This window comes from Proteus vulgaris (assembly GCF_033708015.1).
Classification (GTDB): domain Bacteria; phylum Pseudomonadota; class Gammaproteobacteria; order Enterobacterales; family Enterobacteriaceae; genus Proteus.
This window is the reverse complement of record NZ_CP137920.1, coordinates 4,110,086-4,130,944: the sequence shown is the minus strand read 5'-3', so window position 1 is coordinate 4,130,944 and position 20,859 is coordinate 4,110,086. Positions and strand designations below refer to the sequence as shown.

At 35.6% G+C, this 20,859-nt stretch carries 17 protein-coding genes; 6 read left to right on the top strand and 11 right to left on the bottom strand.

Translation table 11 applies throughout. The annotated features are described in order from the left end of the window. Together bcsA and SB028_RS19320 are read right to left on the bottom strand one after the other, a co-directional pair. A complete protein-coding gene (gene bcsA / locus SB028_RS19325) occupies nt 1-2,121 on the bottom strand; it encodes a UDP-forming cellulose synthase catalytic subunit (RefSeq protein ID WP_069367387.1) in 2,121 nt (706 codons plus the stop codon). Nucleotides 2,122-2,292: 171 nt separating this feature from the next. Further along, complete coding sequence (locus tag SB028_RS19320) at nt 2,293-2,691, bottom strand: hypothetical protein (protein ID WP_069367388.1); 399 nt, start codon at nt 2,689-2,691, stop codon at nt 2,293-2,295. Between the two features lie 1,368 nt (nt 2,692-4,059). Here SB028_RS19320 and SB028_RS19315 point away from each other — a divergent pair. The 3 genes from SB028_RS19315 (at nt 4,060) to SB028_RS19305 (ending at nt 6,353) form a co-directional block, all read left to right on the top strand. Further along, the gene (locus SB028_RS19315; RefSeq protein ID WP_069367389.1) at nt 4,060-4,611 is read left to right on the top strand and encodes an NADAR family protein; all 552 of its coding nucleotides are present in this window, start codon (nt 4,060-4,062) and stop codon (nt 4,609-4,611) included. A gap of 158 nt (nt 4,612-4,769) precedes the next feature. Next, nucleotides 4,770-5,681 carry an N-acetylglucosamine kinase gene (gene nagK / locus SB028_RS19310; RefSeq protein ID WP_069367390.1) on the top strand — a complete coding sequence of 304 codons (912 nt, stop codon included), beginning with the start codon at nt 4,770-4,772 and terminating at the stop codon, nt 5,679-5,681. An 87-nt stretch (nt 5,682-5,768) separates the two neighbouring features. Next, nucleotides 5,769-6,353, top strand: a complete 585-nt coding sequence (locus SB028_RS19305) for a rhomboid family intramembrane serine protease (protein ID WP_069367391.1) — start codon at nt 5,769-5,771, stop codon at nt 6,351-6,353. A gap of 19 nt (nt 6,354-6,372) precedes the next feature. Here SB028_RS19305 and satP read toward each other — a convergent pair whose 3' ends face one another. Beyond that, nucleotides 6,373-6,936, bottom strand: a complete 564-nt coding sequence (satP, locus tag SB028_RS19300; RefSeq protein WP_069367412.1) for an acetate uptake transporter — start codon at nt 6,934-6,936, stop codon at nt 6,373-6,375. Between the two features lie 346 nt (nt 6,937-7,282). Here satP and SB028_RS19295 point away from each other — a divergent pair, with 346 nt between their 5' ends. Both SB028_RS19295 and SB028_RS19290 read left to right on the top strand, forming a co-directional pair. Beyond that, nucleotides 7,283-7,690 (top strand): YgiW/YdeI family stress tolerance OB fold protein, encoded by a 408-nt coding sequence (locus SB028_RS19295; RefSeq protein WP_413242937.1) that lies wholly within the window; start codon nt 7,283-7,285, stop codon nt 7,688-7,690. Nucleotides 7,691-8,181: 491 nt separating this feature from the next. Then, nucleotides 8,182-8,631 carry a DUF411 domain-containing protein gene (locus tag SB028_RS19290; protein WP_248620840.1) on the top strand — a complete coding sequence of 150 codons (450 nt, stop codon included), beginning with the start codon at nt 8,182-8,184 and terminating at the stop codon, nt 8,629-8,631. A 95-nt stretch (nt 8,632-8,726) separates the two neighbouring features. Here the strand turns inward: SB028_RS19290 and SB028_RS19285 are convergent, their stop codons facing one another. Both SB028_RS19285 and SB028_RS19280 read right to left on the bottom strand, forming a co-directional pair. Continuing rightward, nucleotides 8,727-10,259, bottom strand: a complete 1,533-nt coding sequence (locus tag SB028_RS19285; protein ID WP_069367393.1) for an MFS transporter — start codon at nt 10,257-10,259, stop codon at nt 8,727-8,729. After that, nucleotides 10,249-11,349 (bottom strand): HlyD family secretion protein, encoded by a 1,101-nt coding sequence (locus SB028_RS19280; RefSeq protein WP_069367394.1) that lies wholly within the window; start codon nt 11,347-11,349, stop codon nt 10,249-10,251. Before SB028_RS19280 ends, SB028_RS19285 begins: the two co-directional genes overlap by 11 nt. Before the next feature lie 116 nt (nt 11,350-11,465). On the opposite strand from SB028_RS19280, the gene SB028_RS19275 reads away from it, so the two are divergent. Beyond that, on the top strand, nt 11,466-12,098 hold the full coding sequence (locus tag SB028_RS19275; RefSeq protein ID WP_069367395.1) for a TetR/AcrR family transcriptional regulator C-terminal domain-containing protein: 633 nt from the start codon (nt 11,466-11,468) through the stop codon (nt 12,096-12,098). A 48-nt stretch (nt 12,099-12,146) separates the two neighbouring features. Here the strand turns inward: SB028_RS19275 and SB028_RS19270 are convergent, their stop codons facing one another. The 6 genes from SB028_RS19270 to atpD all read right to left on the bottom strand — a co-directional run bounded on the left by SB028_RS19270 (nt 12,147) and on the right by atpD (nt 20,856). Beyond that, entirely contained in the window at nt 12,147-13,553 is a 1,407-nt protein-coding gene (locus SB028_RS19270; protein WP_069367396.1) for a YfcC family protein, read from the bottom strand. Nucleotides 13,554-13,562: 9 nt separating this feature from the next. Beyond that, the gene (locus SB028_RS19265; protein ID WP_069367397.1) at nt 13,563-14,696 is read right to left on the bottom strand and encodes a M20 family metallopeptidase; all 1,134 of its coding nucleotides are present in this window, start codon (nt 14,694-14,696) and stop codon (nt 13,563-13,565) included. Nucleotides 14,697-15,522: 826 nt separating this feature from the next. Beyond that, complete coding sequence (gene glmS / locus SB028_RS19260; RefSeq protein ID WP_069367398.1) at nt 15,523-17,349, bottom strand: glutamine--fructose-6-phosphate transaminase (isomerizing); 1,827 nt, start codon at nt 17,347-17,349, stop codon at nt 15,523-15,525. 160 nt (nt 17,350-17,509) lie between these two features. Beyond that, nucleotides 17,510-18,883, bottom strand: a complete 1,374-nt coding sequence (gene glmU / locus SB028_RS19255) for a bifunctional UDP-N-acetylglucosamine diphosphorylase/glucosamine-1-phosphate N-acetyltransferase GlmU (RefSeq protein ID WP_069367399.1) — start codon at nt 18,881-18,883, stop codon at nt 17,510-17,512. Between the two features lie 152 nt (nt 18,884-19,035). Further along, the gene (locus SB028_RS19250) at nt 19,036-19,452 is read right to left on the bottom strand and encodes a F0F1 ATP synthase subunit epsilon (protein ID WP_006534340.1); all 417 of its coding nucleotides are present in this window, start codon (nt 19,450-19,452) and stop codon (nt 19,036-19,038) included. Between the two features lie 21 nt (nt 19,453-19,473). Beyond that, nucleotides 19,474-20,856 (bottom strand): F0F1 ATP synthase subunit beta, encoded by a 1,383-nt coding sequence (gene atpD, locus SB028_RS19245; RefSeq protein ID WP_023583323.1) that lies wholly within the window; start codon nt 20,854-20,856, stop codon nt 19,474-19,476. Nucleotides 20,857-20,859: the final 3 nt, after the last annotated feature.

Here is a 20,859-nt window from a genome sequence, read left to right as displayed (position 1 = left end):
TTAGTCATCCCCGCTAATAGATTGCACAGAGAGTGAGGCTTTTGCTTTCGTTCTTGTTGCTGGCGCTTTCACTTTTTGGCGACGACCAAAGAACAGTTCAAAAATACAACGTGTAATACCTGCCAATTCTTTAAATGGCTTATCTTTATAATCAGCTTGATGGATCCATGCATCAGCACGACCAAAGACAATGCGTACCAATTTACGACGAAGGTTTAAATCAATAGGTAAGAATTCAAGACGAAGTTGATTGTTTTCTAAGCTCACCATATCAACCGGAACGGTCACGGCATCTCGTTGCACATTTAGAGTGATGGAAGTGACATTGCGTTGGCGAAGCTCAGACATCTTATTCACAGCAATGCGAACGCCACCCATTGAAATATCTTCCGTGGTCGTTGTTAACTCAGCACCATCATCAAAATGTAACGTGATCGGTAGTGATGCATTGATTCGAGTATGCTTACGAATTTGTCGCGTCTCTTTACCCACCGCAATAGAAGCAAGAATGATAAATAAGCTGTAAGTGGCCCAAGCAAGGTTTAAAACAATAACCAGTGGATCAATACCTTGGAAATCATTTAATAGGTAACGGACAACAACCCATGAAATCCCTGTGATCAAAAGAAGTGCAGTGATAATTAATGGACGCACAGTGAGGTAATCCATATAGCTTTTATCAAGCAAGTCACCTTTATCTGTTACGTTAAATTTGCCTAATTTTGGTGAAACTAAACTCAGTAAGGTCGGTAGTACTAAACTAAATGCCATGACAGTTTCATAAATTTCCCCCCAAAAAGAGTAACGGTATTTACCAATATTTTTTGAATTTACGTAAACCGACATAATTAAGTGTGGCAATGCATAGGCAAATATCATGCTTGCGGATGAAGCGATAATATTCAGGTTAAATAACATAAACAGTAACGGTGCAGTCAAGAAAATGATGCGAGGTAAACCGTACTGAAAGTGGAGCATGGCATTGAGATAACATAAACGCTGAGGAAATGTTAAACCTCGACCCAACATTGGGTTATCAACGCGGAATATCTGAGTCATTCCTCTAGCCCAACGAATACGTTGGTTAACATGTAATGCTAAACGTTCAGTTGCAAGACCCGCAGCTAAAGGAATATCAATAAATGCAGAGTTCCAACCTAAACGTTGTAATTTCAGCGCAGTATGTGCATCTTCAGTTACCGTTTCAACCGCAATACCACCGATTTCTTCAAGAGCACTACGGCGCATAACAGCACATGAACCACAGAAGAATGTCGCATTCCAGTTATCATTACCACGCTGAACAGGACCATAGAAAAGTGCGCCTTCATGTGGTGCATCTTTCGCCGCACTTAAGTTCCGTTCAAATGGGTCTGGCGAGTAGAAATAGTGTGGCGTTTGGATAAGTGCTAATTTTGGATCTTCAAGAAAGCTTCCTACTGTTGCTTGCAAGAAAATACGTGTTGAAATATGGTCACAGTCAAAAACACAGATTAACTCACCCTCTGTTAATCCCATTGCGTGATTTAAGTTCCCTGCTTTAGCATGATCATGAACTTCACGTTCAATGTAAGTTACACCAACGTCACCAGCGAATTGTTTAAATTCTTCACGACTACCATCATCCAATATATAAACTTTCATTTTATCTTGTGGATAATCGATAGCTTGTGCAGCAAGGACAGTATCACGTACAACATCCAAGCTTTCGTTATATGTTGGAATATAAATATCAACCGTAGGCCATTGAGAAACATCTTTAGGTAAAGGCGCTATTTTTCTATTTAATGGCCATGATGTTTGGAAATATCCTAGAACTAATATTACCCAAGAATAAATCTCAGCCATAAACAAACCACTGCCTAAAATAGCTTCAATAGTTGTATTAAAATTTAAAGTATTTGTTGCACGCCAGTAGAGATAACGTGTTGACATCAACAATGAAATAAAAACCATTGTTAATAAGCGTTTTTTTGATTTTTTAAAACCGATAAAAAATAACAGCAATATATTGATAATACCAAATATATATTGTTGTTCGGCGCTCATTGGCATAACAATGAGTGAAAACATGGTTATCAATAGAAAAGCCGTAATTAATGTTTTTAATATTTTATTCATAAACCCATACCTTTGTCATCGCCATAGATCTATTCTTAAGACAAAGGCACTCCATCGACATTAATGAATATCGAAAAGAAATAAACCCATCTTAAAAAATAAAATAACAATGGCTAAAGATTGACACTAGTCAATATTATTTATTTACACAAAGAGTTTTACTTATTTAGATTAGACAGAGGCAATAAATGACAATATATCTTTCAGTGATATTTTTTCATGAGCATGAACTCTATCAGTTTCTTTGATATCAACTATTTTATTGTCTGCTAACACGTTTTTCTTACTCTTAATTAAATTATCTTTCTTTGCTTTAACAACGAAAGCATCTTGGTGATAAGAAGGGATAGACGATGAAGCAACAGGCTGTTTTGGTTCGTTTTTCACTACAAGTGAAGTTTCAGAAAACGTATCATTACTTAACTTACTAATTTTATTATTATCTTCTTTATTTATAGCTACGGGTTCTATTTTATTATCAACATCTTGTGTTGTAGAGGAAGTAAACTCTTGAAAAGAAAAAGTATCTTCCTGAAACTTATCTTTTAGGTTACTAATATCATCATACATAGTGTGGCCCCTTTAATAACAGTACGCTAAACCTTGTTCAATAATTTGATGCTCATTCAAAATAAGGAAGAGAGAACCTTATAGATAATTTTTACAATAAGTTAAAAATATATCTTTATAAATTTATATATGAACTCTCGTTAAACCATCAATTAATGAAAATCAACTATGTAGGGTAAAACAATCTTATAATTATTTATCTATTTAATTAAAAACAAGCATCATCAGATTAGTAACAATGATTATTTAAATTAAATTGTATAATTATTTTAATAAAAAATACAACATCAAAAAAACACAAAAAGTATATAAACCACTCATTTCCACCTTATAAAAAATAAGTAATTTTACTTAGTAAGAATATTTATCATCAGTAATAAAAATAGTGTTTTTTTACTTAAAAAAACAGATTTAAAAACCAGATAATAACTTAAGTTAACTAATAACAATTTGTATAAATTTTATAAAAATAAAATTCTAAAATAATTATTCATTGATATTATTTCTTCTAAAAATAAAATAACCCATCAAGATCAATTTTGATAACCTCGCTTTTTTACATTCAAAAAAAGACTAAAAAAATAATAATTAAAAATAGAAAATCGTATTTATTTGTATTGATCATCATCAAAACAGGTTGTTTTTTTACACCTAAAAAGTGTGTTTATTGTTTTTTATCATATTACGACCATTTTATTTTATTGAAAAAAAAACAAAACACATCAATATTGGTTAAGTTTTAGAAAAAAATATCAAAATAAAATACAAAAATAGATTATCGATCTATGAGTGATTTTGTTATTCCCTTATAGTAAATAACACTAATATTAATCTAATTTTTAGGATAATTAACTTAGGTAATATTTTATCTATAAAATAATATTGTTAATATAGCTTAACAAATAAATAAGCGTGATTTAGTTCAAATAATAAATGTAACAATGATAATCAACACAAAAAACAACTTAATCGTTTGATTTAATTAAAATAAAATAATCAAAATAGTTATAAATACCAATAATTAGTATTTATACCGATAGTTTTAATTTTTTATATTAAAAATACTTAATTAGCTACACCTTTATACTAAGCAAAGAGTATCGCTTTAAGACTATCTTTTTGTGTAGTGGTATAAATAAAGAAACGTTTTAACTCTATTTTTTTAAGACTAATCCTAGCAATCTATGTTCTATTTTTTTTATCATTCAGTAAAAACCAATCAAATTAAGATGAGTTTATTGAATATTATTTTAAATAGCAGAATCGCTTCACCTACTCACAGAATAGCAAAAAGGCACTCTATCCTTATTTACTTCTATGCTATCTTTATTAAGTGAATGACGAGTATTCGACATAACGGGAAAAAAGATGGATTTAGAACAATTAAAAAAAGAATTTCGTGCCGGAAAGAAAATAAAGTACATCTACTTTTGGGGGCACAAAAGTAAAGGTAATGACATCGCAAAAAGTTGCTTTAGCCAATGGTATCCAGCACCTTTTATATTAGATGATGTGCGTTATGCCAGCGCTGAGCACTATATGATGGCTGAAAAAGCAAAGCTATTTAATGATATAGAAGTCAGAAAAAGAATTATTACAACATCTAATCCAGGCTCGGCAAAAGCATTAGGCAGAGAAGTAAAGGGGTTTGACCAAGGTATTTGGGAACAACACCGTATGGATATTGTTATTCGTGCCAATATTGCTAAGTTTTCCCAAAATAAAGAACTTGGTCAATTTCTGATTTCAACAGGCAATCGTGTGCTTGTTGAAGCAAGCCCCGTTGATAAAATATGGGGAGTCGGATTAAGTGAGCAAGACAACGAGATTAACAACCCACTTCTTTGGAATGGATTAAATTTATTAGGCTTTGCTCTAATGGAAGTACGTAGTGCCTTGATTGAAGGTAATCATCAATAGATAAAGAAAACTCAACTGTCACCAATCACTGTTCTTCTTTAACCTAGTGTATATAAGCAGTAGAGATAACTTAAGTATTGACTGAAATAGAAATGGCCACGTAACGACAACCTTGTTGTTATTATAAATAATATTTACAGAATAATTAAGAGACTGATATGTATTATGGTTTTGATATGGGCGGCACAAAAATTGAACTTGCCGTTTTTGATAAAGAACTGACTCAAGTATGGCAAAAACGTGTTCCGACACCTAAAAATGACTATCAAGCATTATTGAATGTTTTTAAGGAACTGACGTTAGAAGCCGACAACGAACTAGGTTATAAAGGGAAAGTGGGTGTGGGTATTCCTGGTATTGTGAATGCCAAAGAAGGAACAGTATTTACCACGAATGTTCCAGCGGCTAAATACAAGCCTATGGTTCACGATCTCGCACATATACTCAATAGACCCGTTAAAGTTGAAAATGATGCGAATTGCTTTGCCTTGTCGGAAGCTTGGGATCCTGAATTTCGTCATTACCCTTCTGTATTAGGTCTTATATTAGGAACAGGAGTCGGTGGCGGTTTTGTTATTGATGGCAAAGTATTATCTGGCAAGAATGGGATTGCAGGTGAAATCGGTCATATGAATCTGAATGTGGATGCAGATAACGTGATTGGTGAAACAATGCCAAAAATTATTTGTGGTTGTGGTAAAAAAGCCTGTTTTGAAACCTATTTATCAGGCCGTGGTTTTGAACGTATGTATAAAGCCTTCAATAATGCCCCACAAAGAGCCGTTGATATTGTTGAGCAATATTATGCAGGCGATAAAAAGACGCAAGAGCATGTTGATCGCTATATGAAAGTCCTTGCGATTTACCTTAGCAACATTCTTACTGTACTTGACCCTCATTTAATTGTTATTGGTGGTGGATTATCACAATTTAATGCACTGTATGAGCTATTACCTGAATATCTCTCACACTGTGTGTACGGAAATACACAAATCCCATTAATAGAAAAAGCACGTCATGGTGATGCAGGTGGCGCTCGTGGAGCTGCTTGCCTTAATTTATTAGATTGATAAATAAAAAAGAGCCTTTCTCTTTTATTAAAGGCTCTTCTATTTATCGCGTATTATCAACGTCATCACACTATTAAGGCTACCATTATGGATAAGGTTTGGTTTAAAAAAAGGCTCACCTTTATTGGTGGATTAACTATCCTATTAATCTTACTTCAACTTATTAACTCACTATTACCGATATCTCTTCTTCAATGGGGGATTATTCCAAGAACCGGTGAAGGTTTAATTGGTATTTTTATCGCCCCATTCATTCATGGATCTTGGTCTCATCTATTTAGTAATCTACTCCCACTTCTGATCCTTAGCTTTTTGTCCATGACACAATCTCTACGAGAATATATATTCTCCAGTATATTTATTATTATCGTAAGTGGTTTATTAGTTTGGATTTTTGGACGAAATGCTATTCACGTTGGTGCAAGTGGATGGATTTTTGGATTATGGTCTTTACTTATAGCTCACGCTTTTACTCGACGTAAAATTATCGATATTATCATTGCACTCTTTGTTTTATTCTATTATGGCTCAATGGCTTACGGATTAATTCCAGGACAATTAGGTGTATCAACAGAAGCACATATTTCAGGTGTCGTTGCAGGGCTACTCTATGCATGGTGCGCAAGAAAATTAATACGCCGTAAAAGTCGAGTAGTAGAAGTGGCTAAATAGCCACTTCTTTATAAAGCGGTTACTTGTGGCCGATTGGCAGTATTGTTCTGCCATACATTTCATTTAATACTTCAGCTATTGCAAGATAAAAAGCACTCGCACCACAAATAATACCTTCAAAACCAGCAATTTTTAAAATCAGCGCATTCCCTGTGATATTTCCTATCGCTAGCAAAGCAAATAAAATTGTCAGGCTTAAAAAGACAAACTGGAGTGCGCTATTGGCTTTTAACGTACCAATAAACATGAAAAAGGTAAAAATTCCCCATAATGCTAAAAACACACCCAAAAAGAGAGGTGTTGTTGGCTCGCTTAATCCCATCACAGGTAATAACCAAATACCTACCAAGGTTACCCAAAAGAAGCCGTAAGAGGTAAATGCAGTGGCACCAAAAGTATTGCCTTTTTTGAACTCAAAAATTCCTGCAATAACTTGAGCAATCCCACCATAAAAGATCCCCATACTCATAATAACTGAAACTACGGGGAAAAAACCGGCATTATGTATGTTCAACAAAATCGTTGTCATACCAAAACCCATTAAACCCAATGGACCCGGATTGGCAATACGTTCGTTAGTCATAAAACCTAAAACCTCTAAAAATAATAGGGGAAAATTAAAAAAAATTTGAAAGCGCTGGATAATAAGAGGTAATACATCTAAAAACAATGATCCCAAAGGGGATATGTTTGAATAGCCGCCAACACCGATCCTAAGGGGAAATAACTAGTGGATTTAACTTAAAGAAAAGAGGTATTTAGTGATAGATGCTTATATCAACAAAAAGAATAAATAAAAATAAAGGTCTATAATTTAAAGGGTAATATCAATCAGTTGATATATTAATACTTAAATTTACCTTAAAATGCGGTTTTATACATAGAAATGAAATAAAATATCACACATTAATTAGTTGAATTATTAACCTATAAGTGAGCTTGTTATGAAAAAAATATTGGTATTATTAATCGGTAGTACTTTGGCTTTTGCATCTCAAGCAAATACAACACATGAAGTGGGCTTTCAAAGCGCCATTCAAACGCCCACAGAACAAGGTGGATTTAAAGGTCCTTCTATTAGTGAAACAACGGTTGCTAAAGTAAAAGATCTTTCTGATGACACTTGGGTTATCTTAACAGGCAAAATTACGAAGAAAATCGGTGATGAGCTATATGTTTTTGAAGATAGCACCGGTGGTATCAACGTAGATATTGATAATAAAAGATGGCGCGGGCAAACAGTCACACCTGAGAATACCGTCAGAATTGAAGGTAAAGTTGATAAAGAGTGGACAAATACTGAGATCGACGTAAAACAAATTACGATTATCAAGTAATTACTATCAATCAAATAATTTGTCTTTAAAATAAGCATTACTTGGTTATTAAAAAAGCTAATATATTGAAATATATTAGCTTTTTTTATTTTTACTTTTTTATGTTTTAGTTTAATCAATAAAATTGGATCCTTTATACAAATTTATCCGCTTTAACCTCAAGTTACGTTTAGGTTTATAGTTATAACCAGTTAAAGCACAGTCACTCTTCGCAAGAGGTGATTTAACTCATAAGATACCCTCATTCCTAACAACTCTACGTTTACCCTGTTTTCTCCATTTTAAGCCTGCTATGCAGGCTTTTTTTCTTCTTATATTAAGTCATATTCTCGAAAAATATCAAAATAGGATAAACAAAGTATTATTTATACCTTTGTTTTCTATATATATTTTTTTACAAAACTCTACGTCTTTATACCCTAATTAATTTGACCTTCCTGTAGGGGGAAAGATTATTGTTTCGCCTATCAACTTAATGAAAGGAATGAACAATGAAAAAATTATTACTGCCTTCTCTCATTGCAATCTCTATGTTTACAAGTACAGCTCATGCTTCTGATCATAAGACTGTTGAGATTTATAAAACAGAGAATTGTGGATGCTGTACTTTATGGGCTGATGGTGTAAAAGAAGCTGGCTTTAACGTTAAAGTAAATATTGTTTCAGAAACACAATTAATGGAAAAATATCAACAAGCAGGTGTCCCAAATAATTTATTAAGCTGCCACTTTGCAACTTATCAAGGTAAAGATTTAGTAGGACATATCCCTGTTGATAGCCTAAAAAATATTGACTTAGTCGACAAATCTAAATCCGGCATTGCTGTTGCTGGAATGCCGGCGGGTAGTTTAGGCATGTACGCAGGTGATTACAAAGAGCCTTACCAGGTTATCGCCTTTGATAAATCAGGTAGCCAATCCCTATTTAAGTCTTACAACTAGTTCTTTTCCTACTTAATTTTATTCTTACTATATAGCGATATATCTCTCCGATAGTGCTATTTTTCTCTGCCTGTTATCAAATTCCAGGCAGAGTTTTATTTTTTTATCGTAAATAATGTAGGTACAATAGGGTTTATAGGAGACGACTTTAAAAAAAACATACAAATTAATCCTAAAACAACAAACCACATAATAATTTGAAATCCATCAATAAAAGAAGCCACATGCGACTCCCTTATTATCAAAGAGCTAACATGCTGAATATTAACTAGAAAATCCCCAGATAATTTCTGTTCTCCTGTTTGAATATAACCTCTCAATGAATTTTGATGCGTATCATAAGATATTCGCAAATAGGTATTCATTAAAGCTCCAGCTAGGGCTGGCATTAATACTCTCGCTATCGAAATATAAGCACCGAGATGTAGCGCCTCACTCGGTTTAATATTTGTGACAAATGAAGCAATCAAACCAATTAATAAAATACACTCTCCAATAGCTTGTGCCATGATTAATAAAAAGAAATCATCAGCTCGCCACTGATACGTGATTTGATGCCCAATCAAACAAGCAATCCCAATAATTGCGATCCCTATCATCATCACTAATCTAGGCTCTAATCGACGAGCAATCATAATGGCAAAAGGGCTAAAAAGGAGATAAATAATAAAAGCCATATTAGTCACTTCGCCTATTTGTTGTGCTTTTAAACCCGCAACAATGCTCAAAAATGAAGATACAAACAGAGAGTTTGGCAACATCAAAAAACCATATAAACAAGCAATAACAAAACAAATTCTTAAATTATGATTGGCAAACCAATTTAAATAACCAAAGCTTTTACTATAAATTGATGCCCTAATAATAAAAATGAGCATTAAAACACTACTACCAAGTAAACAAGAAATAATGAGCCCTGAATCCCCCCATCCTAGTAATTCACCTTGCACAACACCAACATATAACAAAATCAAACCTAAGCATTTTAGTGTCATTCCTCCCCAATCGCTTTGTGCCAGTAATTCTTTATTGATAGAAGATATGGGCATTCCTCTCCAAGCAAAAAATATAATAGCTAGAGCAAATAGCATTGAAATCCAATAAAGCCAGCGCCAATTGAGAATTTCAATCACAGAACCTGAAATCGCTACCCCTGCATCCATTCCAACAGAAACACGTAGACTATAAGCCGCCATAACGATTAACCAAACACTAGGGTTTAAGCTTCTTAATGCCAAAGAAATTGTCATAGGCAAATAAACACCTAAGCAAAAACCAATCAAAAAATGCAATATTAATAAAAAAGGTAGCCCAATAAATTCGCCAAAAGAAGAAACTAAAATACAGCAGAAAAAAAGTAATACACTTGAACCAATAAGTATTTTTTCCGCACCATAGATAACCATAAACCAAGGTACTAATGTCATACTCATTAACTGAGCTGCATTAATAACGACGTTTAACCAAGAACCTTGTAAAATATCTAAGCCAAATATGCCACGTATATCAGCTAAAGAAATCGAGAACATACGAAGAAAAAGCGTAGATAAAATAGCCCCTAAAAAAACAGAAAATACAATATATAAAGGCCGACTTTCTTGTACGCTAGATAAACATTTAAGCCTCATCATCAATCGCCTTTATAGATAAACTTTCTGTGTCTATTTTTACTTGCACGGACATGCCTGCACGCAATTTAGCTAATAACTTATTGTTATTATCGAAAGTGATATAAACAGGAATACGTTGTACGACTTTAGTAAAATTACCACTGGCATTATCTGCTGGAATAAGAGCTGATTCACCACTACTTTGAGCGCCAATATAACGAACTTTTCCTTTGAATATTTCATTAGGAAACGCATCTATTTTTATAGTAACAAGCTGATCTGGAAGCACTCTTTTTATCTGCGTTTCTTTTAAATTAGCAATAATATAGATACGATCCAAAGGTGTTAGCGTCACAATTTCTGTACCCGATGTGACCAAACTTCCTATATTGACCTTTATTTTATTTAACTGTGCATCAAAAGGCGCTTTAATCGTTGTATAAGTCAGTTCCGTTTCAGTCTGTTGATACTGAGTTTGAGCTATATTTTTTTCTGTTAAACGAATTTGTTCTTGTGCTTTCAATAATACTAATGATTGCTGAGCTTGTTCCCATTCATGTTTAGATGCATCTTGTAATTTGATTAGACGTTGTAAATCAGATTGTGCATCAAGATAATTTTGTTGAGTAATAGCACCACTCTTAATTAACTCTTTTCGTAATAAAGGATTGCGCTTTGCTTGCGCAACATCAATCATTGTAGCTTCATAACGATTACGTAATATGTCTATATTAAGCTCAACAGCTTTTATCTCTTCTTTTAAATTATCAAATTGTAATTGTGCTTTTTTTAATTCTGCAATAGCCACTTCTTTATTCAGTAATTGTTCATCATTATTAATACTAGCTATCACTTCATTCTGCTTAACTATTTGATAATCTTCTTTTTTTATTTCAGAAATAAATCCAGTTACACGAGACTTTAAAATAGTGGGATCTGTTTTAACATAGGCATTATCAGTTGTTTGATAACGGGCATCACTCCACCATTTGTCCCAATCTAATGTCGCTACAACAATAAAAATGATGACAAAAATAACAGCAATCCAAGGCGTATAACTCATGATAAATTGCATTATTCTTTCTTTTTTTAATGGTTTATTTTCCATTTATCCCCCTAAATAGTACTTTTTTACTTAATCAAACCACCAATCTAACATTGTTAGTCTTAGGAAATATGTTAAACTAACATTGTTAGATAGAAAAGAGGAAATGAGAATTATTTATGAAAAGCCCTAAAATTGATCGGTTAAAAATCCTAGATACTGCTATTTCATTACTAGAATCAGAAGGTATTGAAGGTTTAACCATGCGCAAACTTGCGGATGCTTTACAAATAAAAGCGGCCTCTCTTTATTGGCATTTCGATAATAAACAGACATTAATTGAAGGTATCGCCGACAGAATCGTGAGTGATGTTGCGATCAATTTTGAATTGAAACATCATTGGCAAAAAGATTGTAAGCAGCTTGCTTATGATTTAAGAAATGCATTTTTACGCCATAGAGATGGTGCTAGGGTCTTTGCGGGTACTTATGTGATCTCTGAAAATGTCTTACGCATTAATAATACTTTTATTAGTGCCATTATGCAGTCTGGTGCATCTGCTGAATTAGCGAGCAAAATGACAATGACTTTACTCTACTTTATTTTAGGTTGCTGTATAGAACAGCAATCTGTCATGCTCATTGAAAAAGAAGAGATAACCCATAAAAGAGAAGCATTTAAACAGTTAGTTCAAGATAAATTTCCACAAACTTGGCAAGCAAGAGATATTCTTTTTGCTGATGATTTTGCCCATCGTTTTGATTTTGGATTAGAACAACTTATTTTAGGGTTTCAACATCAAATTAATTAGAATTGAAAAAATAGCCGCTTATTATATGCGGCTATTTTATTTTATAAATCAGACAGGGCCATAGCTAATAGCGGTTGCGATACCAATCGCCGCCATACCAATCACGGTCCAAACCATCAAGATAGGGAAAACAAATTTAACCCAACGAGTCCAAGGCACTTTTCCTACGGCCAATACCGCCATTAATACGCCAGATGTTGGTGTAATTATGTTAGTAAATCCATCGCCTAATTTAAGGATCAAGACACCAGTTTGGCGAGTGAGATCCAAGATATCTAAGATAGGTACCATAATTGGCATCACTATAGAAGCTTGTCCGGTTCCTGATGTTACCAATAAATTAAATAATAAATTAAATAAATAAAGTAACTGTGCTCCCCAAAAATGAGAGGTTTGCTGTAATGGAACGAGTGTGGCTTGAACAATAGAATCCAATACACGACCTTCATCTAAAATAACAATCACAGCTCTTGCAATACCGACGACCAATGCACCATAAACTAAGGACTGAGCGCCTTTCATAAAGGTTTTTATATAGTCATTAGGGGAAATTTTAAACATCGCCGCAACCACAACACTCATCATAATAAAGATGGCAGATAAGTGCTCAATTCCCCATTTATACTCAAATGCACCGTATAAAAACAATCCAATAAATGCAATAAAGACCACAAGACTCAATTTCTGTATTAAAGAGAAAGTACCGTCCACGGTTTGATCTTTGTTAGCATCATAATCAGGATCATCTGTTGCTAGTCCATACATATAACTTTTAGCTGGATTATTCGCGATACGTCTTGCATACCAAACAATATAAGCAATAGTGACCACAATCAGAACTGAGAATAATACAATTCTAAAAATCACACCTGAAAATAAAGGCACTTCAGCTAAAGTTTGTGCTGTACCTAAAATAGTAGGATCTAAAACACCGACTGCATTTCCTGCATAATATCCTAGGTAAACAACAGCAACTCCCGTTATGGCATCTAATTTCATCGAACGCGAAAGGGCTATTCCTATTGGAATAAAAGCAATAACCGCATTTGCAGCCAATCCTAATGATGAAAGCATTCCAAATATAAATGCAACGGTAATAATCAGTGCTTGATAATTACCTTTTGTTTTGACAATTAACGCATTGATCCCTGAATCAATAGCGCGCGTTCTATCATAAATAGCAATCGCACCACCAATCATAAAGATCAGAAAAATAATACTCGCTGACTGCTTCAATCCCACAGGAATGGCATAAAAAACATCCATTAATGATGCAGGGTTTTGGTCAACATAACCAAAACTACCCGGTACAACACGATTTAGTCCATTTACTGTTTCGCGTTCATAAGTGCCTGCAGGAATTAAATAAGTTGCAATAGCGGCTAAGATAACGATGCCAAAAATAATAATAAAAGCATCAGGCATAGCCCATTTTATTTTTTTATTCTTATCCATACATTCACCTTATTGAGACAAGCGCTTTAAAATATTGGCAAATAGCACCGTTCTTTCGGTTAATGAAGGCAAATCAATATATTCTTTATCGCTGTGTTGATATCCCCCAATAGGGCCTAAACCATCTACACTAGGTGTGCCAACCCCTGCTGTAAACGAAGCATCAGAGCCACCACCTGTTGAAATATCTTCAATATCAAGACCAAGTAGACGAGCTTGCTCTTTGATGATGTCAATTAATGCACTACTTTCAGGTGTTTTAACCATAGGAGGGCGATTAATACCACCATTAAGTGTAAGCTTAATTCCTTCTAATACAGGTTTGCTGCATATTTCTCTTACAAGTTTATCAATTTCAACACCTTGCTCATCGGTTGAAATACGAACGTCAATCTCAGCACGCGCATTAGGTGCGACGGTATTAACGGATGTACCACCAGAAATCAATCCTACGTTGACAGAAAGGCCGTCATCATGACGAGAAAGTGCGTGTAATGCTTGGATTTTATAAGAGAGCTCTTGAATAGCGCTAATTCCCGCTTCTGGTGCAATACCAGAGTGAGATGCTTTACCTTCAATTAAAAGCTCATAAGTTCCCACACCTCGACGCGCACTCACAATCGCTCCATTAGCACGAGCTGGCTCCATCACTAAGGCATAGGATTTATTTTTGGCATACTGTTCAATCAGACCACGAGAAGTTTTTGAGCCAATTTCTTCATCACAATTTAAGAAGATTTCAACATTTTTATAAGCATTATTACCTGATTGCATAAGTGCATTGATAGCATAATAAGTCAGAACATGGCTGGCTTTCATATCAATAACACCAGGGCCATAAGCACGAGTATCTTCGATACTAAATGGGCGTTCTGCCACTGTTCCTTTAGGAAAAACAGTATCAAGATGAGCAGCTATGAAAATCTGTGGATCTTTGGCTTCTTTATGAACTAAGCGATAATTATTGCCCAGTTTTTCATTATTAAAAACCTCAACAATAAAGCCTAATTGCTCATAACGTTGAATCAGTAAATTAGCAACAGCATCAACGCCCTCTTTATCATAAGATCCGCTTTCTGTGTTCACTAATTCTTTTAAAAATTCAACCATTTCATTGTATTGTGAATTAATTGTGTTTTGCATTTCTCTTACCTCTTGTAATTATAATTTGCAGTTTTTCTTAGCTTGCTTTTGAGCTTTATTTCTCCTGAAAGAACTCGCTTATAAACTGCAATAAAATGCTAAATAACGCTCATTAGCGCTAATTTGTAATTTTCATTATTTATTAATAAATAAAACAACCTTAAACTTTACATATATTTAATATGATTGCATCTATTTTTTAAAACCATAACAACAATTAATCAAACTAGCGATAAACCGCAATTTAAAGAAATATAACTCCTGAATAGGGGGTCGGATGAGATAAGATAATTAACCTGAATATTACTTGACTATTTAAATAATAAATTAGACAAATAAAACCAAATAAAACATAAATTAACACTTCTCTAAATCAAATTAATACAGAAAGAATAAAACATAAATATAATAAAAATTTAAATTAAAGCATAATATTTATAAAAAATTATTTTAATAAAAAAAACAAAAAACATTAAAAAACAATACATTACAATAAATACCTTTATTTATTTTTAAAATCTAAAATATATTTTAGATTTTACCATTTAATATTTTATTCCTAGAAAAGGTAAATAAACATTCCTATTGAATAAGCGGTTTAACTTTAGTGATTTGTTCTATAAGTTAAGATCTCTTCATCAATAATTATTAAATATTATTATTACTAAGATTGTTGTTAATTCACAACGCTAGCCTTATTTAATAAATATTATTTATAACTAAAGACGAAAAACACTATAAACATAATAAAAAACCCAGTGATTCAATTAAGATTTCACTGGGTTTAAGTATAAATAACAATAAATTATTTATAAAAAGCTAATTTTTATTCAACTGTAACCGATTTTGCTAAGTTACGAGGTTGGTCTACGTCTGTGCCTTTAATCAAAGCAACATGATAAGACAATAACTGTAATGGTACTGTATAGAAAATTGGTGCGATCAGATCTTCAACATGAGGTAAAGAAATTAACTTCATCGTTTCGTTTTCTTCAAAGCCTGCATCTTGATCAGCAAACACATACAGTAAACCACCTCGAGCCCGAACTTCTTCGATATTAGATTTTAATTTCTCTAATAATTCATTGTTAGGAGCGATGATGATAACTGGCATATCTGCATCAATTAATGCTAATGGACCATGTTTTAATTCACCAGCCGCATAAGCTTCAGCATGAATATAAGAGATCTCTTTTAACTTTAATGCACCTTCTACCGCAATCGGGTATTGGTCACCACGACCTAAGAATAAGGCATGGCTTTTTTCTGAGAAGTCTTCAGCTAACGCTTCAATCACTTTATCTTTCGATAACATACTTTCAATGCGGCTTGGTAATGCGTGTAATGCCACTGAAACTTCATGCTCTAATGTTGTAACACCTTTAATACGTCCCATATATGCCACCAGCATTAATAGAACAGTTAACTGTGTTGTAAATGCTTTGGTCGATGCAACACCGATTTCTGCACCCGCTTTAGTCATCAAGACAAATTCAGATTCACGGACCAAAGAAGATCCTGCCACATTACAAATCGCCAATGATGATAAATAGCCTAACTCTTTAGATAAACGCAGAGCCGCTAATGTATCCGCGGTTTCACCCGATTGAGATAATGTAATCAGTAAGCTATTACGGCGAGTTGCGGGTTTGCGATAACGATATTCTGATGCAATTTCAACATCACAAGGAATACCCGCTAAAGATTCAAACCAGTAACGAGAAACCATTCCTGCATTATAAGATGTACCACAAGCAACAATTTGGATATGTTCTACTTGAGATAAGATCGCTTCTGCTTTAGGACCTAATTCACTAAGATCGATACCTTCAGCCTGTAAACGACCTTCAAGCGTATTTTTAATTGCAAGAGGTTGTTCGTAGATCTCTTTTTGCATGTAATGACGATACACGCCTTTATCACCGGCATCGTATTGAACGTTAGATTCAATCGTATCGCGAACAACTTCCTCACCGTTCATATCAAAAATATGAACATGGCGACGTGTAATTTCAACGATATCGCCTTCTTCAAGGTAGATAAAACGACGAGTGACAGGTAATAATGCTAATTGGTCTGAAGCTAGGAAATTTTCACCGACACCGAGACCAACCACCAGCGGGCTACCTGAGCGAGCAGCAACGAGAAGTTCAGGTGTGCGGCTGTCCATAATGACAGTGCCATAAGCACCGCGTAATTGAGGAATAACACGTTGTACAACTTCACGTAATGTACCACCTTGACGCTGTTCCCAATTAACAAGGTGAGCAATGACTTCGGTATCCGTTTGAGATGCAAACTGATATCCTTTTTTAATTAATTCTGCTTTCAGTTCTTGGTAGTTTTCAATAATGCCATTGTGTACAACTGCAATCGTACCCGATACATGAGGATGCGCATTATTTTCACAAGGTTCACCGTGTGTTGCCCAACGTGTATGAGCAATACCTGTACCACCAATCACTTCTGTTTTTTCTGCCTCTTCTGCCAGCATTTGTACTTTGCCAACTTCACGCAGACGTGTCATTTTACAGTCATTATCCACAACCGCTAAACCCGCAGAATCATAACCGCGGTATTCTAAACGACGTAAGCCTTCAATTAAGATTTCAGCGATATCGCGTTGTGCAACTGCACCTACTATTCCACACATTGTGTTATTCCTAAAACTGTGCGTTTATTCGCACTTGGATGTCTTATACCTGATTGGTTTGTTCCCCAAGCCATTGTAGAAAGTGGGGATATTTTTTTGTTTTTAGAATAATAGCGTACAAGAAAAGGACGTTAATTAAATATACGCCCTTTTCTTAAAATTATTGTTTTTTCTTCACTGGACGTTTCCATCCAGTGATATGGGTTTGCTTAACTCGACTGATCACTAACTCGTTTTCATTCACGTTTTTAGTGAGCGTTGTGCCTGCACCAATGGTTGCTCCACTAGCAACCGTCACTGGCGCCACTAATTGGGTATCTGAACCAATAAAGACATCATCACCAATCACTGTTTTGAATTTATTCGCACCATCGTAGTTACAAGTAATCGTACCTGCACCAATATTAACGTTAGCGCCAACTTCAGTATCGCCTAAATAAGTCAGATGACCTGCTTTAGAACCAACACCTAAGCTTGCTTTTTTCATCTCAACAAAATTACCGACGTGTGCTTTATCCGCTAATTCACTACCTGGACGAAGGCGCGCAAATGGCCCAACAGTACACTCTTGAGCTAAGTTTGCATCCTCGATCACCGTATAAGGGCTAATAATAGAATTATCGCCAATCACACAGTTTTTCAGGACACATCCTGTACCAATTTCAACGTTATTTCCTAAAGTCACATTGCCTTCAATAATAACGTTAGTATCAATCACAACATCTTGACCGTGAGTTAATGTGCCACGTAAATCAAAGCGTGCGGGATCAAGCAACATAACACCTTCTAATAATAAGCGTTCGGCCTGTTCTGTTTGGTAAATACGTTCTAATGCAGCCAGTTGTAAACGGTTATTCACGCCTTCCATTTCACTATGACGACGAGGATGAGCCGTTTCAATTTTACGACCTTCTTTATGCGCTAATGCGATAATGTCAGTAATGTAATACTCTTTTTGTGCATTGTTATTATTGAGCTTACCTAACCAACGTTTTAAATCACCACCGTTTGCGACTAAAATACCCGTGTTGATTTCAGTAATTTTGAGTTGTTCTTCAGAAGCGTCTTTTTGTTCAATAATGCCGGTCACTTCGCCATTTTCGCGAACAATACGACCATAGCCTGTTGGGTTATCTAAAATAACCGTTAATAAACCAATACCACCTTCTGGTTTCACTTCAATTAAACGTTCTAACGTTTCTTTGGTAATAAGTGGAACATCACCATAAAGCATCAGGATATCTTCATCATCAGCAAAGAAAGGGGCAGCTTGTTGCATTGCGTGACCCGTTCCTAGTTGCTCTGCTTGTAGTACCCAATTAACAGGTTGTGAGCCTAATTTTTCTTTCATTAGTTCACCACCGTGCCCATAGACAAGGTGTGTTTGTTGAGCACCTAATGACTTGGCGGTATCAATCACATGTTGAACCATGGATTTACCTGCAAGTTTATGAAGAACTTTAGGTAATTGTGAATACATGCGGGTGCCTTTTCCCGCAGCAAGAATAACAACGCTTTTAGCTGAATTAGACATAATTAACCTGATAACTCCCGTAAAGAATGGCAAGTAAACCTGTTTATGCCAAATAATACTACATATTTCGTCACACAAAATATTTCATGACGCAAAAAAGCCAGTTAGCGAAGAACCAACTGGCTTTTTTATTCATAGACTGCCTGTTTACATCAACGTCGAGTCAATTCGATTACACGTAGTTTTGCAATCGCTTTGGCTAATTCTGCTGATGCTTGAGCATAATCAACATCACCATGAGAGGATTGAATGTGTTCTTCAGCTTTACGCTTAGATTCCAACGCTTTCGCTTCATCCAAATCACGACCACGGATCGCTGTATCTGCCAGTACAATGACGCCCGTCGGCTGAACTTCGAGAATACCACCTGAAAGGTAGATAACCTCTTCTTCACCCGATGTTTTTACGACACGTACCATGCCCGGTTTTATGGCAGTTAATAACGGGGTATGCTGCGGATAAATACCGAGCTCACCTTCGCTACCAGTTACCTGAATTCGTTTGACTTCGCCGTCATATAACTGCTTTTCAGCGCTGACAACTTTCAGGTGGAACGATGTATCGGCCATATCAACCTCCCGTCAGCCGTATTAAAGCTTCTTAGCTTTTTCTACTGCTTCTTCGATAGTACCAACCATGTAGAACGCCTGCTCTGGCAGGTGGTCATAATCACCGTTCAGAATACCTTTAAAGCCACGAATAGTGTCTTTCAGGGAAACGAACTTACCTGGTGAACCGGTAAATACTTCAGCAACGAAGAATGGCTGAGATAGGAAGCGCTGGATCTTACGCGCACGCGCAACAACCAGTTTATCTTCTTCTGACAGTTCATCCATACCTAAGATAGCGATGATGTCTTTCAGTTCCTGATAACGTTGCAGGATAGACTGAACACCACGAGCCACATCATAGTGCTCTTGGCCAACTACCAGCGGGTCTAACTGACGACTGGTTGAATCCAGTGGGTCAACCGCAGGGTAGATACCTAATGAAGCAATTTGACGGCTCAGTACAACTGTCGCATCTAAGTGAGCAAACGTTGTTGCTGGAGATGGGTCAGTTAAGTCATCCGCAGGTACGTATACAGCTTGTACAGAGGTGATAGAACCTGTTTTGGTTGAAGTGATACGTTCTTGCAGAACACCCATCTCTTCAGCCAATGTTGGCTGGTAACCTACCGCTGATGGCATACGACCTAACAGTGCTGATACTTCAGTACCTGCTAAGGTATAACGATAAATGTTATCAACAAATAACAATACGTCACGGCCTTCATCACGGAATTTTTCAGCCATCGTCAAACCCGTCAGTGCTACACGCAGACGGTTTCCTGGTGGCTCATTCATCTGACCATAAACTAACGATACTTTGTCAAGAACGTTAGAATCTGTCATTTCATGATAGAAGTCGTTACCCTCACGAGTACGCTCACCAACACCAGCAAATACAGAGTAACCTGAGTGCTCGATCGCGATGTTACGGATCAATTCCATCATGTTAACTGTTTTACCAACACCCGCACCACCGAACAGACCTACTTTACCCCCTTTAGCAAATGGACAGATTAAGTCCATTACTTTGATACCGGTTTCAAGCAGTTCTTGTGAGTTTGATAACTCTTCGTAGGTTGGCGCTTCACGGTGGATAGACCAACGTTCTTCAGTTGCAATATCACCTTTCATATCGATAGGTGTACCCAGAACGTTCATGATACGTCCCAGTGTTGCTTTACCTACTGGTACTTCAATTGGGTGGCCTAAGTTTTCAACTTTTAAGCCACGGCTTAAACCGTCTGATGTACCCATAGCGATACAACGAACGATACCACCGCCTAACTGTTGCTGAACTTCCAGCACCAGTTTTTCTTTACCATTCATAACCTCAAGAGCGTCGTATACTTTAGGGACGCTATCCTGAGGGAACTCGGCGTCCACTACGGCGCCGATTACCTGGACAATCTTTCCAGTAGCCATCTT